At 41.5% G+C, this 17,074-nt stretch carries 9 protein-coding genes; 1 reads left to right on the forward strand and 8 read right to left on the reverse strand.

What is annotated here, in order from left to right; genetic code table 11:
* Positions 1-8 precede the first annotated feature (8 nt).
* The 7 genes from ACYVAA_RS09960 to ACYVAA_RS09990 form a co-directional block, all read right to left on the reverse strand.
* A complete protein-coding gene (locus ACYVAA_RS09960; RefSeq protein ID WP_460541093.1) occupies positions 9-3,485 on the reverse strand; it encodes a SusC/RagA family TonB-linked outer membrane protein in 3,477 nt (1,158 codons plus the stop codon).
* A gap of 133 nt (positions 3,486-3,618) precedes the next feature.
* Positions 3,619-4,581, reverse strand: a complete 963-nt coding sequence (locus ACYVAA_RS09965) for a FecR family protein (RefSeq protein ID WP_460541095.1) — start codon at positions 4,579-4,581, stop codon at positions 3,619-3,621.
* 192 nt (positions 4,582-4,773) lie between these two features.
* Positions 4,774-5,331, reverse strand: a complete 558-nt coding sequence (locus ACYVAA_RS09970) for a sigma-70 family RNA polymerase sigma factor (RefSeq protein WP_460541097.1) — start codon at positions 5,329-5,331, stop codon at positions 4,774-4,776.
* Positions 5,332-5,920: 589 nt separating this feature from the next.
* Positions 5,921-7,882: a sialate O-acetylesterase family protein gene (locus tag ACYVAA_RS09975; protein ID WP_460541099.1), complete on the reverse strand. Its 1,962-nt coding sequence runs from the start codon at positions 7,880-7,882 to the stop codon at positions 5,921-5,923.
* 6 nt (positions 7,883-7,888) lie between these two features.
* Complete coding sequence (locus ACYVAA_RS09980; RefSeq protein WP_460541101.1) at positions 7,889-10,711, reverse strand: glycosyl hydrolase 115 family protein; 2,823 nt, start codon at positions 10,709-10,711, stop codon at positions 7,889-7,891.
* Positions 10,712-11,105: 394 nt separating this feature from the next.
* Positions 11,106-12,212: a glycoside hydrolase family 43 protein gene (locus ACYVAA_RS09985; RefSeq protein ID WP_460541104.1), complete on the reverse strand. Its 1,107-nt coding sequence runs from the start codon at positions 12,210-12,212 to the stop codon at positions 11,106-11,108.
* A gap of 62 nt (positions 12,213-12,274) precedes the next feature.
* Positions 12,275-13,375, reverse strand: coding sequence for an endo-1,4-beta-xylanase (locus ACYVAA_RS09990; protein ID WP_460541106.1), 1,101 nt, complete (start codon positions 13,373-13,375; stop codon positions 12,275-12,277).
* A 664-nt stretch (positions 13,376-14,039) separates the two neighbouring features.
* Between ACYVAA_RS09990 and ACYVAA_RS09995 the strand changes: the two genes are divergently transcribed.
* Entirely contained in the window at positions 14,040-15,806 is a 1,767-nt protein-coding gene (locus ACYVAA_RS09995; RefSeq protein WP_460541108.1) for a 7TM-DISM domain-containing protein, read from the forward strand.
* 154 nt (positions 15,807-15,960) lie between these two features.
* Here the strand turns inward: ACYVAA_RS09995 and ACYVAA_RS10000 are convergent, their stop codons facing one another.
* Positions 15,961-16,887, reverse strand: a complete 927-nt coding sequence (locus ACYVAA_RS10000; RefSeq protein ID WP_460541110.1) for an alpha/beta hydrolase — start codon at positions 16,885-16,887, stop codon at positions 15,961-15,963.
* Between the last annotated feature and the right edge of the window lie 187 nt (positions 16,888-17,074).

Below are 17,074 nucleotides of genomic sequence, written 5' to 3' on the forward strand. Positions count from 1 at the left end.
TGTCCTTTTTAGAATGTAAGATTAATGCCGGCTGAAACTAATCTTGGTACGGAAGTCGTCCCTTGAATATGTCCACTGTTCAGTGGGTTACCGGTATCCCCTCCATCGGGGTTCATCCCCCTGTAGTTTGTCCAGGTATAAAGGTTATTGGCAGCGGCATATACACGCATTTTCTTCATGTGGAGCTTTTTTAAAACCTGTTCGGGGAGATTGTATCCTACTTGTATGCTTCTAATCCTTAGGTAATCGGCATCCAGAACATTATAGTTGGTAGGGTTCCTGCTGGCTATCCTGGTCACCGTGTTGCCATAAGCATCCGGAGGAGCCAGGTAACCGTCAGGATTACGTACCGGATCCCAATAGTTATTGAAGTAATGATAATTGGTATTGGTAAAAGCTTCTCCATATTCCAGGTACCTGGAAGTATTCTCATCAATGGCCACCCTCCCCAACGTTCCGTTAAAATTGATTGCGAAATCAACCGCTTTATACACCAGGTTTAAGCCAAAACCGTAAGTTACTTCAGGTTTATAATCCCCCAAAAGCACCCTGTCATCTGCATCGATAATATCATTGCCATCGGTATCCTGAAAAATGTAATCTCCCACCTCAGCTGAAAGCGTGGTATGTTTCCTGCTAAGGTACTCTTGAACTTCTTCCTCGGATTTAAGGATTCCTACAATTTTATACCCATAGAGGTTTGCAAGGGATTCCCCCACCCTGGTAATGAACCTTTGATTACCACTCTCGTATATTTCCTGCACCCCTCCAAGGGACAGGACCTCATTTTCATTGGTGGTCAAATTTGCGTTAAAACCCAGGTCAAGCTTGCCAAAATTGAACCCAGCACCATTTAACTCAAACTCCCAGCCCCTGTTCTGCATCTCCCCAATATTTTGTAAGGAGCTGTCAAAGCCAGTATGGTTCGGCACTGGCCTGTCCAAAAGCAGGTCTGAAATATTGGCGATATAATAATCTACCCCTAACCAAACCCTATCAAAAAAACCGAGGTCAAGTCCAAAATTATTGGAAGTATTAGTTTCCCATGTAAGGGAATAGGATGGGGAACTTATTGGCCCTGCCCCTGCAGAAAGCAAACCATCATAGGGATAATTTTTTCCTGTACCGATTCCTGCAAAATGAGAATAGTTGCCGATCTGGTTGTTGCCGGTCTGTCCCCAGCTATAGCGTAATTTGGAATAGGTAAGAAAATCGTTTTGGGGAAAGAATGATTCTTTACTGAGCACCCATCCTGCTGAAAATGAACCAAATGTACCATACCGTGTATCCGGCCCAAACCTTGAGGAACCATCACGCCGGATGGAGCCTGTCAAAAAATAACGGTCATGATAATTGTACAATAACCTGCCAAAATAAGACAACTGTGTCCAGCTGCTTCTTGAAGCACTGCCCGTCTGCCTCGTTGAACCATCAATATTATCGATGATGTCATTTGGAAAATCATACCCATTAACCCTTAGGGAACTGGCATTGCTTTTTTGAAAACTTTGCCCCAGCAAAGCTTCAAAGGAATGTTCTCTTGTACCAAAGTTATATTTGGCTGTATTTTCTATCAGAATATCGCCGTTTTCGTTCCTTTGTTCCCAACCTTGTAGCGGATTCCGCTCACTGATCAGTTCCCTATACGCACCCATCAGCATCGGGGCATACTGATCGGTGAAATTATAGTCCCACAAAAAGCCCAGAGAGGTCTTTAAAACCAAGTGATCAATAGGTTCTGCACTTAGATAAGTATTCCCAAATGTCCTAAACTGTCTCCTGTCATATTTGGACAGTTCTGCCATGGCTACTGGGTTTTCTTGCATATTGGCATTATAAGGTCTATTTGCTCGAATCTGAGCTTCTACATTATATCCTGTGGGGTTGTTCTCATCGAAAGCTGAGAAAAAGGGATACATATAGACCATAGCCCGACCGGCCGGATCGACAGGAAACCTGTATTGGTTGCTGCCATTAGTAAGTCCACGTTCGGCGTACATACCGTTCAAGTTCAATCCAAATTTTACTTGCTTGCTGATATTGGTGTTCAGCTTAATATTTGTCGTATAGCGTTGTTGATCTGCAGTGATTACAATTCCCTCCTCATCGGTAAATCCCACCGAAACCAGGTAATCGGTAGCATCAGTTGCGCCAGAGATACTCACATGGTGATTCTGAACCAGTCCCGACCTATAAACGGCATCCTCCCAATCAAAATCGGTCAGTCCAGGTTGATTGTTTAGGTAGGGAACCGTATAGTCCAAGATCAGTTCCCTGACATTGGCACCATTGGCTATACGTTCTTCTTCACTATCATCGAGACTTGCGTTTGGGTGATTCTTCAGGTAAGCGTTGTTTCGTCCGTCCCTGAAAAAAACCGCTGCATCATAGGCATTTAAAAGATCATAAGTTCCCGTACGCTCTTGTACCCCTACTACAGAATGGAGTTTAATGGTGGGCTTTTTCGATTTTGTTCCATTCTTGGTAGTAATCATGATGAGACCATTGGCCGCTCGGGACCCATAGATAGCCGACGATGCAGCATCCTTGATCACATCAATACTAGCAATATCATTAGGGTTCAATACATTCATAGAACTTCCTTCTGCCAAGGGAAATCCATCCACCACGATAAGGGGATTGGCATTTCTGGTAATTGATCCAGCGCCTCTAATGGTTATGGTGTTTCCGTCCCCTGGGTTTCTGGCATTAGTCAGGATATTGACCCCTGCCAATTTTCCTACCATTGCCTGGTCAATATTGGCATTGGGGTATTCCTGAATGTCCTCTGCATCCATACTGGCCACTGCACCAGATATTTTATCTTTTGATGCCGTACCATAGCCGATAACCACCACTTCCTCCATTTGATGGTTATCCAATTGCAATCTTATTTCTAGTGAAGTTCGGCCCTCCACTGCTACTATTTGTGTCTTATAACCAATATAAGACACCAACAATATAGCGTCGGATTGAACATTGATTTCAAAATTGCCCTCAAGGTCAGTAGTAGTTCCGCCATTTTCACCTTGCTGAATTATCAGCGCGCCTGGCAGGGGAACCCCAATCTCATCAAGGACTTTCCCCTTGACATGGATTTGTTCCTGTACCCCTGCCGTCTCGGTTTCAAGGACTATTTTTGATATGCTAATCGAGCTGCCGATCCTACTGAGCCGAACCTGTTTTTTTAGGGAAAGATCATACAAGAGGTCGTAGAGTGACCCATAATCCCTATCTACTGTAAACTCCCCTTCAAGGTCAAGGTCTTCCTCATAGTAGGTGAAATGAAAACCGGTCTGGTCCTCAATATCTTTCAGGATATCACCAATGGAGTAGGAACCTTTATGCAGTAATATACTCGTCGATTCCAAAGACTGCGCGCTGGCTCCTCTTGCCAGGACCCCTTGAAACCCGATCAACAATAAAATACATAAGGCAGAAAATCTCATTAGAAGCTTTCTAAGATTGTATCGATTTTTTTTCATAATTTTAGGTTGAATTTGATCATTACGGTAGTATTCGAAATGTATTTGCGGTACATGTTCGGTAATTCACGAAAGTTGAATTCGGGGGAGGCGTTGGAGCGCCTCCCTTTTCATTTTTTTTTAATCCATATAGTTAGTTTTTGGGGTTGATAATAAGAATATGGCCGTCATCCTGATATTTATATTCCAGGTTTCCTGCTCTGGTAATTGAAAACAAAATCGTATTAAGGCTTTGGTTCCTGTAATTTCCGGTAACCTTTCTATTGCCGATCCAATCCTCTTCAAAAGTGACCTGTTTGTGAAATCGCCTTTCCAAAATAGCAGCCACACGACTCAGAGGTGTCTGTTTAAATTCAAACCCATTGGACATCCAGGCAAGTTCAAGTTGCTTGTCGACTTTGTAGATTTTAAAAAAGTTGCCATCGGTCTGATGAACCACCTTTTCCATGGGACTCAACAATACCTGCTCGTATTCATTTTCCACTTGGATACTGCCTTCCAACAATGCCACTTCAATGCTCTCCTTCCTCTCTCTGATATTGAAGTGGGTACCCAAAACTTTTGTACTAATATTGCCGGAGGTCACCATAAATGGCCTGTTTTTATCCTTGGCTATTTCAAAATATGCTTCACCTTTCAGGTTGACCTTTCTGGAATTACCCGATGTGAACCTTTTGGGCACCAAAAGTTCACTATTTCTGTTTAGCCAAATTATTGACCCATCTGCCAGTTCGATTTTCCGGATTCCCTTGTCATCGGCAACAAAACGGTCGTACGCTTCATCACTTTCCTCACCAATGAATAGTTTATTGGTAAACATCCCGATACTAATCAGCAGGAGGATGGTTGCAGCTACCTTCCATATGATTTTAGAAGTTCTTGCCAGTTTTCTGTCTTCACCAATTACGACCCTGTCTGCTATCCGCTTTTCCAATTCTTTACGGATTCGATCTTTTTCAGAAGGAGCTTTACCTGCCCAAATGTCACTGTCGTTCTGATAGGATTCAAAGAAGTGGAACAATATGATCAGCTCCTCTTTAGAACATTCACCCAGCTCATATTTCTTTAGAATCTCTCTTAATGTTTTCTGGTCCATCAAATTAATGCTTTGCCTATATGTACACCAAAGAGATCCAAATACGGGAGCCTACCCATTCATTTAACACATAAATAATGTTAGTAACACATGCTTAACACCATCCGGATTGGCAGCAAAAAACCAAGTTGTTAAATAAACATGTGTTTTGTACAACTGGGAAAGAAAAGAGAACAATAAACTAATTGGCATTTAGTGCATGTGATGATGCGTAAGGAGATAAAATAGGGTCGCCAATGATGTCTTGAGTTCCTTCATAACCTGGTAGAGGTACCATTCAACGGTTCGTTGGGACAGGTTCATCCTTTCTGCAATTTCCTTGTTGGAAAGGTCTTGAAACCTGCTCATTTCAAAAATTAACCTGTGCTTGTGCGACATTCTTTTCAAACTTTCTTCCAGTTTATCCTGAAGTGCCTCCAGATCATATTTTTCCTCTGTGGTGTTTACAAAAACTTCCTTCCACCTTTCTTCATACTGTAGAAGGGATCGTTTAGTCCGCATCTGTTTGAAACATTGGTAACGAACAGCATTGTAGAGATAGCCTGCAAGGTTGCCTATTTCAATTTGGTCTTTTCGTGACCAAAGGTCGACAAAAACGTCCTGAACTGCATCCTTTGACATATCTTCATCCGAAAGTACCTTATAGGCAACTTGGTACAATCTTTCCCAATGGCTATTGAAAGCTGAATCAAACGCCTTTCTGTTCCCCTTTTTTAATTCTTGGAGCAGCAATTTTTCGGATAGGTCCATACCGGAAAGAAACAATATTGGGAAATAGTTAAATAATCAGACCGTAATTTTATGGGTTACCACCCAGAAAGCCTATTCAAGCCATTTAAGAAATGGTTAAGATTACTTTGAAGGGACAAATAAAAAAGACCCGTTTAATGAAGTAATTCCGGATTCATGGAAAAAGTGTCCTAAACTCTTCCCATGTCAGCATGGGAATAATGAACTTCTACAGTTAGTATGATATGGTGCACTATTGGGTAGACTACATAGATTAACCACTTTGACCATCGTTTAAGGGAAGGGTTCAAAATTGTTAAGGTAATAGGCAAACGAAATAGTCTTTATCCTTATATATTACCCCACAATTTGTTTTTGTCCCCCTTACTTTTAGCCACTCAGTGCTTAAAGTTATAGAATCTCCACTATCATCCACCTTGAAAAGAACGGCCTGGCTACCAGGTATAATAATCAGACAATGATCTCATTAGCGCCTCTATTACTAATGGAAGGTCAACTTTGAACTTCTGGCGTTCAGTAGTTCAATGGATCAACAGTTAACAGCAGCATGGATATTGATCTACACCCTACCATAACGCACCACTAAAAATCACTGCACCTCCAACTCAAAAGGCGATGCTGGCAAACCTTCCTGGTTATAAAGATTGGCTATATCCGGATTATTGGACCAGGCATAACTGACCTTTATAGGCTCAACTACCTCTCCACATTCCAACACAATTTTATTTCCCGCCAGCTTGGCTTTTGCCCATTTGAAATCCCCATCCTGACCTGCAATGGCAAACCCATTAGGGTATTTTCCTTCGCTAAGAGTCAGGCCCTTCCCTATATGGTCAAAACTGAGCACAATTTTATTCCCTACTCTTCGGGCTTCTTTGATCATGGGGCCGGAATAAACCCCACCATTTTCTCCATAGGCCACTTTAAAAGCCTGAAGGGCCAATCTGTTCCCTACTGTCTTTTTATCCAAAGGATGAATATCATTGGCTTCACCCACATCTATGGTCACTGCCATTCCTGTATGAGGAACCTTTAAGGCCTGTCTTTGGGCTTCCCTCAGTTCAGGCCAGTTTCCTGAATGCGGGTCGTCCGTTGGAGTCATAAAATTAGGTAGTTGCACATAAAGAAGAGGCAAATCCGGTCTATCCCAGGATTTCCTCCAACCTTCAATCAGTGCTAGCATTTGGCTTTGGTAAATATGAGGCTGACCAGCATTGGATTCTCCTTGATACCAAAGCACTCCTTTGACAGGGAATTGCTGTAAAGGAGCCATCATGGCATTATAAAGGCCTAATGGCTTGAACCTGATAAAAGTCTGTCCTGGCATAGGAGGCATGACTGCCCCTTGTTTATAGGACCAGTCATTCTTCAGGTCAATGACCTCTTCTCCTATTTCCAACTGATAGGGTTTGTCCCTGACAAAGCCTCCTCTGCCCCGCTCATTGATCACTCGCACTACCAATATGTTTTTCCCAGGCTTCAAAACACCCTTAGGGACTTTATACCTTCTCGGGGGATATTGATAAGCGGTGGTGCCTACCAGTTTTCCATTGATATATGCCGAATCACTGTCCACAATGGTTCCCAACAGCAGTTTCGCTTCCCTGTCTCCTACGTTTTCCTGCTCCAGAAAAAACACCTTACGGAACCAATACACGCCGTTTTCGGGACGCTTTCCTTCTTCTACCGGAAGCAGGTCCAATCGCTCCATTTCCTTCCAATCTTCTGGATGATATTTGGGATCATGCCAAGGAAGGGAAGAATTGGCATAGCCCTTATCCTTACTTCTGACTGTTCGGTGCCAGTTCCGCATATTGTCACGGTCCTGCTTTTCGATTTCCTTGATCAAATTTGGATTTTGAAAACGAACGGCTTCCTCGTAATCCTCTGGAAAACGCTTGAGCTCACGCTCTCTGATCCATGATTGAATCGGTGATCCACCCACACTGGCATTGACCAAACCTATTGGAATTCCATACTTCTGGTAGACCTTTTGTGCAAAAAAATAAGCTACAGCGGAAAACTGTTTGATATTTTCCTGATCGGCAGGAACCCATTTCCCTCCCTTCACATCCAGTTGGGGACTAGCAAAATCATAGGCATCTGGTACATCAAAATAACGGATTTTGGGGTTATTGGCACTTTTTACCTCATCCGGGAACATAGGCTCCACCCTGGCCATGGTCTGCTCCATATTCGACTGCCCGGAACAAATCCACACATCCCCCAGCCAGATATCCTCCAATGAAATGGCATTGGCATTTCCGGAAATTTCCATCGTATAGGGCCCTCCTGCCTCCATAGCGGGAAAAACCACTTCCCATATTCCATCGGAACTGGCCGTGATAGCCTTGCTTTTTCCTTCAAAAACCACATTCACTACTTCTCCGGCATCCGCCCAGCCCCAAATACGGATATCATGGTTCCTTTGCAGCACCATTCCATCACTGATCAAATGGGGCAGTTTTACTTCCCCATAGCTCCACTGGACCTTAAGGGCCAGCAACAAAATCAGACAAACCACTGAGATTCTATTCAAACAGGTTTTCATCCCCCTTTATTTATTAGATATCTTAAAAAAACTTTCTTCTGGGCCTAAATAGCTATCTTTCAATCCTCCTGTATCCACCACAATCTTCTGTACCACCACTCCCGGATCTACCAACCATAGTTTGATTTGGTGTTTGCCAGGCTGGTCGATATGATGCCGGCTGCTTTTAATATTAATGCTTTCACCGACCCATTTGTCCCAGCTTCCCGGTCTTTCTTCCTTATGCATAGAAATGATCTGAGGCTCTTCATCATCAATAGAAATCCCAAAACGCAGCCCCTCTTCTGTATTTTTAAAGTTCAAGGTTGGGGACATATAAGTATGAATAGTGATTTGACCAGAAGAAGTAAAATATGCATCAAATGAAATATGGTGCTTTAGTGCGCCTGTATCCTCAGTTTCGTAGGCCACCGGAAAAGCCGTAATGGCAGAACCAGTTTTGCCCAGGCCTGGAATAACCTGCCAGCTCACCGGTGTGATCTCTTCTTTCGATGTAAAATGGTCTGCTTCTATCGATATATAACCGTTGCTCTCCACAAAAGCCGTAAAATCCTCGGGCACTTCAAACCGATGAACAGGAACCCGTATCTTCACCTTATCTTTACCGGATTTGATCAACATTGTCCCCTCAGTATTTCCTACAGGAACCTTTTCCCAATCCACGTTGAGGGATAACCTTTTCTGATCTTTTACTTCACCGGAAATCTCCTCCAGGATCAGCCAACTGGGCTTTTTGTCCACTTCAAATTGGACAGGGGATTTTCCTCTATTGAAAAGGTGGATATATTGGCCGTAAGTTTGGTAAGGGCTGATTTCTTCCGCCACCAACTCTTGGGTTTTGGGATAGAAGGCTTCTCCTTCTGATATCACCACTCCCAAACTGCCCGTTTCAGGCAGTTCAATGCGTTCTACTTCCGGCATGACATTGGATTTCGGTTCTTGCCAATAGGTATAACCGATATGGGTCTGGTCCATCATATGGTTCCATTTACCGTCCGAAAGTTCCTCGTTATAGTAGCGAGTTAATTCCGCATCGCGAGCAAATAGCTCTTCCACCTTTTGCGCCATATCATTGGTCAGTGCCCTGCCCTGTCGGGCATAAAGCTGATTTTGGGCCACGGCCAAATACAACTCATGCAAATTAGAACAGGCTAACACAGGAAACAACACCAACTGATAATAAGCAGGTTTATATTGCATTTCCAGCTTCTCATAAATAGCCTCTGCCTTCCTGGCTAAAACCTTATAATCTGCCACTACTCTTTCAGCCTCCTGATAATTGCTTAGACTATAGGTATTTTGATCCAACATTTCGGGAGTCCTTCGCCCATTATATTTAGTGTACAGTTCCAGGATCTCCGCGATTTCCCCCTTAAATTTTTCTCCAAATTGCTGTGCCGCCCATTCCCTTGTATATTCAGATAGTCTTTCCGCTGGCCATACATTGGGATTCCATGCATAATCCAAGAAGAAACTGATGGGCAGTTCCATTGGTTTGATATCCCCAACATTGACAATCCAAATTTCGTCTACCCCATGCTCATAGGTCAGATGCATCTGTTCCCATATCCTAGGAATTGGACTGGTATTGAGCCACTTGTAATTCCTTGGACCGCCCACATAGTCAAAGTGATAATACATACCATAACCACCGGAATGCTGTTTTTCACCAATTTTGGGCAGCTTTCTGACATTGCCCCAGTTATCATCACAGAGCAATAGGGTCACATCATCCGGCACCCGCATGCCTTTGTCATAGTATTCCTGCACTTCTTTGTACAAGGCCCAAACCTGAGGGATTTCACTGGCAGGCTTGCCGGTGACCTCTGCAATGATCTCACGCTGATCATCCACGATTCTTTCCAAAAGTTCCACATTACTCTCCTCACTCATGGCCTCATCTCCATCTCCACGCATCCCGACCGTCACCAAACTTTCATGGCTCCCCATACGCACTATGCCTTCCCTCCAAAACTGCCTTAATTTTTCTTCATTTTTAGTATAATCCCATTCACCCTCTCCATGCTTAGCCCAGTCCACATGGGCACGCATCAAAGGCTCATGGTGGGAGGTTCCGATGACAACACCATATTTATCCGCCAAAACGGGATTAAGGGGATCATCTTCATATAGGGAACGGCCCCACATGGCCGGCCAAAGGAAATTCCCCTTTAATCTTAAAATCAGTTCATAGACCTTTTGGTAGAACCCATGGTTGAATCCTCCAAATTTCTCATGGGCCCAGCCACCTAAAGCCGGGGCTTCGTCATTGATAAATATCCCCCGATACTTTACCGCAGGGCTTCCCAAGCTATACCTTCCTTTTTTAATATAAAGTGATGTGGATTTTTTTACAGGCACATCAGCCCACCAGCTCCAAGGGCTTACCCCAATCTGTTCAGACATCTCATATATACCGAAAATCGTTCCCCGCTTATCACTGCCCGCAATCACCAAGGCCTCTTCAATTCCTGGAAAAGGGTTTTGGATCGTTTGAATCAAAAAGCTTTCCCGTTTTCCTCCCACATCAGCGGCTTCTAATTTCCTGCTTTCAATAAGTTCATTGATCAAATTGCTTTCCCCAATGGTACCAATAATCACCGTTCGGGATACTTGACCATCTAGTAGTCTATCGAATAATTTTGGAGCAACTCCCGTAACGGCACGAATATCATTTAATAAATTGTCGGCGGCTATCTTCACACCTTCATCAGTGTCAGCTTCCAATAAAAAAGCAGTAGAACCATTTGGTCCGACCAATGGAAAATCCGTTTCATTTTCTTCAAAACTTACAATTTCCGCCAATTGCTGGGCTTTCAATGCAGGCATTGAAAGCATAAGTCCAAACCAAATGAATATTATTGACTTTATAATAACTTTGTTCAAAACAACCATATATTTTTTGATTAATTAAGCATTTAAAAACATAAGCAACGATATGGTTTTTATCTTTTTCTGAAGAAAAAATCAGGAGAGAACCCCTCCTGATTTTTCGTTATGTATAACCCTATTTTAACCTAAACCATTTATGGTTCAGTGTTAATTCTTTTTATCCGATGGATATTGTTTCTTTTCAATAAATTATTAAATCACAATACTGCTTATCAGCCAATTCCTCTATGCTTATTGCCCAACAAACTGGGTGGCCTCATTTGGTATGCAAGAGGCAAACCCCGTGTAAAAGCCTCCCACAAACCAATATGAGGATCCATTTAATCATGATTTATTCTTCTATAATAGGTTCAATAAGTTCTATACTACCATCTTCCAAATGACGAAGTGGACTCATCTTGACGTTCCTTAAATAATTTTTATTCGATAGTTCTGTGTCGTGGTAAAAAATATACCATTGCCCTTCAAACTCAACAATTGAATGATGATTGGTCCAGCCTTGTACAGGGTTTAAAATCACACCTTGGTAAGTGAAAGGTCCATATGGATTGCTTCCAGTGGCATAAACTATCTTATGCGTATCTCCCGTAGAATAGGAGAAATAATAAGTACCATTATATTTGTGCATCCAAGATGCTTCAAAAAACCTTTTTTCATGATCCCCTGCTTTGATGGGATTTCCAGCCTCATCTAAAATGACCACATCCTTTGGAGCTTCTTTAAATTGTAGCATATCATCACTTAGCATGGCCACTTTGGGTGCAATAGCAGGCTCATCATCCTTTGGTTCGTCATCATATGGACCATTCCCCGTTGAAACATATTTTCCGGTTCTCCATTTTTGAAGCTGTCCACCCCAGATTCCTCCCCAATAGATATAATATTGTCCGTCATCGTCTTGAAAAACAGCTGGATCCATACTAAAACTACCTTCCATGGGTGTTTCCTCAGGTATGAAAGGGCCTGTTGGTTCGTCAGAAACTGCTACTCCCAGTCTAAACAAGTCTTCATGGTCCTTTGCAGGAAAATAGAGATAAAATTTACCATTTTTTTCAGCAGCATCCGGAGCCCACATCTGCCGTTTTGCCCACTTTACATCCTTGACATCCAATACCTTTCCATGATTCACTACCTGCCCTCCTGCCCTATCCAAGGAAAAAACAAAATAGTCTTTCATATTATATTGAGCTCCAGAATCATCTTCTTCCACTGTTGATTCCACATCATGAGATGGGTAGATATATATTTTACCCTCAAAAACATGCGCCGAAGGATCAGCCGTGTATATTTCCTTGATCAAAGGGGCATTAAGAAACTCAACTGCTTTCTCTGCACCTGAAGTAAACTCCTTCTTGGACTCTTCAGTATTCCCCCTTCCACATCCCGAAATAATACTTCCTGCGATAACAATAAGCGTGATTAATATTGGATATCTCATGATTCCTTTAATTGGTTTTATAGGTTTGATTTAATAATCTGTATTGGGTAAATGTACCTTGATCAAGGCATCACTTCATCTTGATCTTTAAGCACTTCTATTTGTTTTATCACTTCCTCCTTAATGGAGTAATCATTTTCAAAAATCAATGGATAGGCCGTCCTTCCCACTATAGGCCAGTTGTTTAACCAGCTATCCTGGTCACGAATCCCCCAAAATGTCACCCTGGTTATATCTGACCGATATTTTTGAAATAATTGGAAAAGCTCTAAATATCGTTTGGCCAATTTTTCCTTGATTTCTTCCGGAACACCACTTTTTAAGGGATCATATTTTGCTTCATAATCAAAATTATCATCGATATCAGCACCACGCCTGTTGGTGGGATTTGGTAATACATCGATATCCAATTCCGTGATCATTACTTTTAAACCCTGATCGGCAATCTTTTTGATCGATGCTTCTATCTGCTCTAATGTTGGGGTATCAAGTCCATAATGTCCTTGCATGCCTACTCCATCGATAGGTACGCCCTCTGCTTGCATTTCTTTCACCATCTCCATCACAGCATCAATCTTCTTAGGCTTCCAAAGGTTATAATCATTATAATAGAGTTCTGCGGCTGCATCTACTTCCTTGGCTTTCCGAAAAGCTGTTTTGATATAATTTTTACCTATTGCCCTATACCAATTTGATTGGCGGTATTCTCCATCATCAGTAAAGGCCTCATTTACCACATCCCAACCATGTACTCTTTCCTCATACCTTCCCATCACGGTTTCAATATGCCCTTCCATGCGTTTGGTAAGTGCATTTCCATCCAATAATTCTCCATCTGAATTTTCAAATACCCAGGAAGGTGTTTGATTATGCCACACCAGGGTATGTCCAATGGTAAACATATCCAACTGTTCGCCTAACTCGACATAGCGATCTGCAGATTCAAAAACATACGTATCAGGTCTTGGGTGAACAGATTGCCACTTCAACAAATTTTCTGGACTGATACTGTTAAAGTTCTTTGACAGTACATGTTTCACCTTATTATTATCGGCATTTACGTTTCGTAAACTCAAGGCCGATCCTATATAAAAATCATCTATAAATACCTCCTTGAAGCCAAGGTGGTCATTTGTGCCAAAGCCGCTCAATAAAATGAACATTAAACCGACTAAAGAACTCCTTTTAAATAAAGCACTCCTCATATGTAATACATGATTATTATTGGGCTATTATTAATACATCCAAATAAAACAACACTTTATCATCTGGACACAAAACAAACTTAAACCAAACAAAATCAATTTAAAAGTATTACAAACACACACAAACTACTGATTACCAATCATTTAGAACTTATTTACCCGCTTAAATATCAAACAGTTTGCCTCAACGTTCTATGTTAAAAACTTCGCTCACATTACCATTGAATAAACTTTTGATCAAATACATACAAAAATTTGAAGGAGTGACACTAGCGTTAATTGCGCTTTAGTCAAAAAACTGATTTTCAGATACTTAAAAAATACATTTTATTAAAACCCTATTTATATTTCGCTTAAGGAAAATAAATCCATCTCATTCGATTACATTAATTGTTAGTATAATTGAATGCTATGCACCTTTGTGTTTTATTAGTATATTCAACACTTAATATCATACCCAAGTAACCTTCAAAATAAAATGAATCGCTATTATTTTATTATTAGTGTAGTCCTTTTTTCATTAATCTCTTTCCAAAATTCATATGGAAAACAGGCAAAAAATGATACTGATAATATCTTCTACATTAAGGAAGTTAAAGACTATGCCAATATCATAGAATATATGGATTACTATGTTGATCCTTCATCACAACTAAGCATTCAGGATATTTCATCATCCGAATACCAAAACAAATTTGAGCCAGTTTCTGATATTCATGTTGTTTATGGGGCCTTTGACCAAAACATTTGGTTAAGATTGAAAATCAAAAATCAGGAAAAAGTCCATAATCATTCATGGTATTTCGAATCTTGGGGTTTTGACATCAACCAATTCACTTATTATTTTCCCAATCCTGACGGCAGCTTTACTGCTAATACCTCAGGATATGATTTTCCATTTTACCAAAGGAATATCAAACACAAAAACTTTAACTACCTGCTTGATATAAGGCCGGGAGAGCAAAAGACATACTACTTTAAGGTAAGGAGAAGCTATCCGCTTGCTTTTAATCTGCATTTGCGTACCAATGAAAAATTCATAGCGCACACGCTCAATGAATATTATTTTCTTGGAATCTACTACGGCGTATTAGCGCTTATTCTTGTCTTCAATTTATATCTCGTTTATAAACTTCGGGATACTTTATATCTCTATTTTGCCGGCTTGATACTGGCCTGTATATGGTTTTCCTTTGGCAGAGATGGTTTGGGTTTTCAATATTTATGGCCAAATCACCCTGAACTCAATTTCTTAACGCAAGGGAATATCACCCAAGTGGCCGTGGTCATAGCTACTTTGCTGTTTTCAAACAGGTTTGTCCAAAAATACAATACAAGTAACTTGATGTTTCGGGCAACCATCATTGCGATCATACTTAAATGTATCCTATTTTTTACCCAGGACACCCTATTTCACATAGAAGGTAGGATCTATATAGGCCTAACAATTTCCATTATGCTGGTGCCATTTTCCATTGGATTAAGATTATTGTTGCAATCCAAAATTTACTCATGGTCCTATATTTTCGCCTATGCCTGCTTATTTTTGGTTATCATAAATAGTCATACCATCGCCTTTGCATTATTTGATGACCAAGTGATCAACTGGTATTTTGTTCATCCGGTAATATTTCTGGAAGTGGTCCTATTTTCTCTTTCTATTTTCAACCAAATAAAATTTCTTCAGGAGCAATTCAAAACAGTGAGTGAAGAAAAGACAATGGCACTGGAAGAGAAAAACCGCTTAGCAGATGAGCTCAACAATAAACTCCAACAAAAGGTAAAAGAAAGAACAGAAAAGATTGAAAACATGGCTAAAGATTTGGCCAGCAAAAATGTACAGCTTCAAACGACCAATCTAAAACTACAAGAACTCAATACCCAAGTCAATCAGATCAATGAATACCTGAGAAAAAACAATGAGCAACTTCGGACAAATATGGAAGAAGTAACAAAAAACCTAGCACTAATGAAGGGCTTGGATTTTGAAAGTTTCAAAAATGTATTTCCTGACAAGGACAGTTGCCTACAGTTTTTGTCTGAACTTAAATGGAAGGATAAATACATTTGTAAAAAATGCGGATATAATAAATATGCCAATGCCGCCAACCATGGCAGAAGATGTAAAAATTGCAATTATTTTGAATCGCCGACCGTCGAAACGCTATTTCACAAATTAAAATTCCCAATCGAAAAGGCCTTCTATATTTTATACCTTTCTAATAGAAAGGACGTGGATCTTACTCTAAGTGAACTGTCTGACATCTTGGACCTGAGGAGAGAAACCTGTTGGGCATTCAAGAACAAAATTACCCAGGCCATGGAAAAAGTCGGGCACAATAAAGACCTGAGCGGATGGGAAAACTTGGTATTGGTTCATTTGGAATAAATTTGGTCCTCATAAACACTTAATTTAAAACCAACCTTCTTGTGCAATAGCACTCCCTCTTCAGCATAAAGCATCCCATCCTGAGTCTAAACATGCCAAATGTCCAATATTAGGGACTTAGGAGTAGCCTTTCTTCCTTCTCCACTCTCCAGTTTTATCTGTCATCCCCCTCCAGAAAACCATTCACCTCCAGCCAGTGCATAAAAGCTTCGAACCAACGGTTGCTGGTGCGATTGGGATTGCCCAATCCGAAACCATGACCTCCATTTTGGTAAAGATGAAACTCTACCGGTTTACCCACTTCGTACCAGGAGCGGATCACACCAAATTGTCCATGAAAAAGAAAATCATCACTGGCAATTACATTGAACATAGGAGGCGCATCCTTTGGCACATCCACTTCTCCCATACCGCCATAGACCGGACCAATAAAAGCCAAATCCATGGTCTCTGAGTTGATTGTGCAGTGCATGGTAAGTCCGGCACCTGCCGAAAAGCCAATCATCCCTATTCTGTCTGTATCTAGCCCCCACTCTTCGGCCCGCTCAACTATCATGGCATAGGCGGCTTCTGCATCCTCAAGTTGGTCGGAAAGGTTCCTGCGCGGTCGTCTGGGGGCTTCTCCTTCTTGTGTTGCTTTGGATGCTTCGTCAAAGGTCCTGTTCATGGAATTGCTGAAATCTTCCAGTGATTCAGGGGTAGGATGCAACCTGTATTTTAATACAAATGCCGTGATCCCCTGCTCAGCTAGTGCTTCGGCCACTTCCCAACCTTCGTTGCCCATTGAAAGCCATCTAAACCCTCCTCCGGGCGCTACGATCACCGTTGTGCCGTTGGCCTTACCGGGTTCTGGAAAAAAAGGGGTCAGTGTGGCGGTACTGATGTTTCTGGCCATTGGGTCACCCCATTGACGAAACCAGGTCTCAGGAGAAGCTTGACCTTCCACACCTCCTGTACCCAGTGGGATGGCATTGGGTTCCTCCGGTTTGTCAATTGGATACATGGTCCCATCCTGCGCCATTATAGGCTTAACACTAAAGAGCAATACAATTGCAAAAACCGTTTTAGTGAGGGTTTTCATTATATAAAACATAATAAGGTTATTAATTAGGTTAAAATTAATCGATTGTATCATTGGACTTGACCTCATACAAGTCAAGACCTCCAAAGTCCCATTCGAGCAGGGCCGCTTCACCTACTTCTTCGGTATTTTCCACACAGGATACTGTCATTAAAGAAGTGAGGACATAAAGTCCCCACCTCTTTTG

The sequence above is a fragment of the Echinicola sediminis genome, from assembly GCF_054777495.1.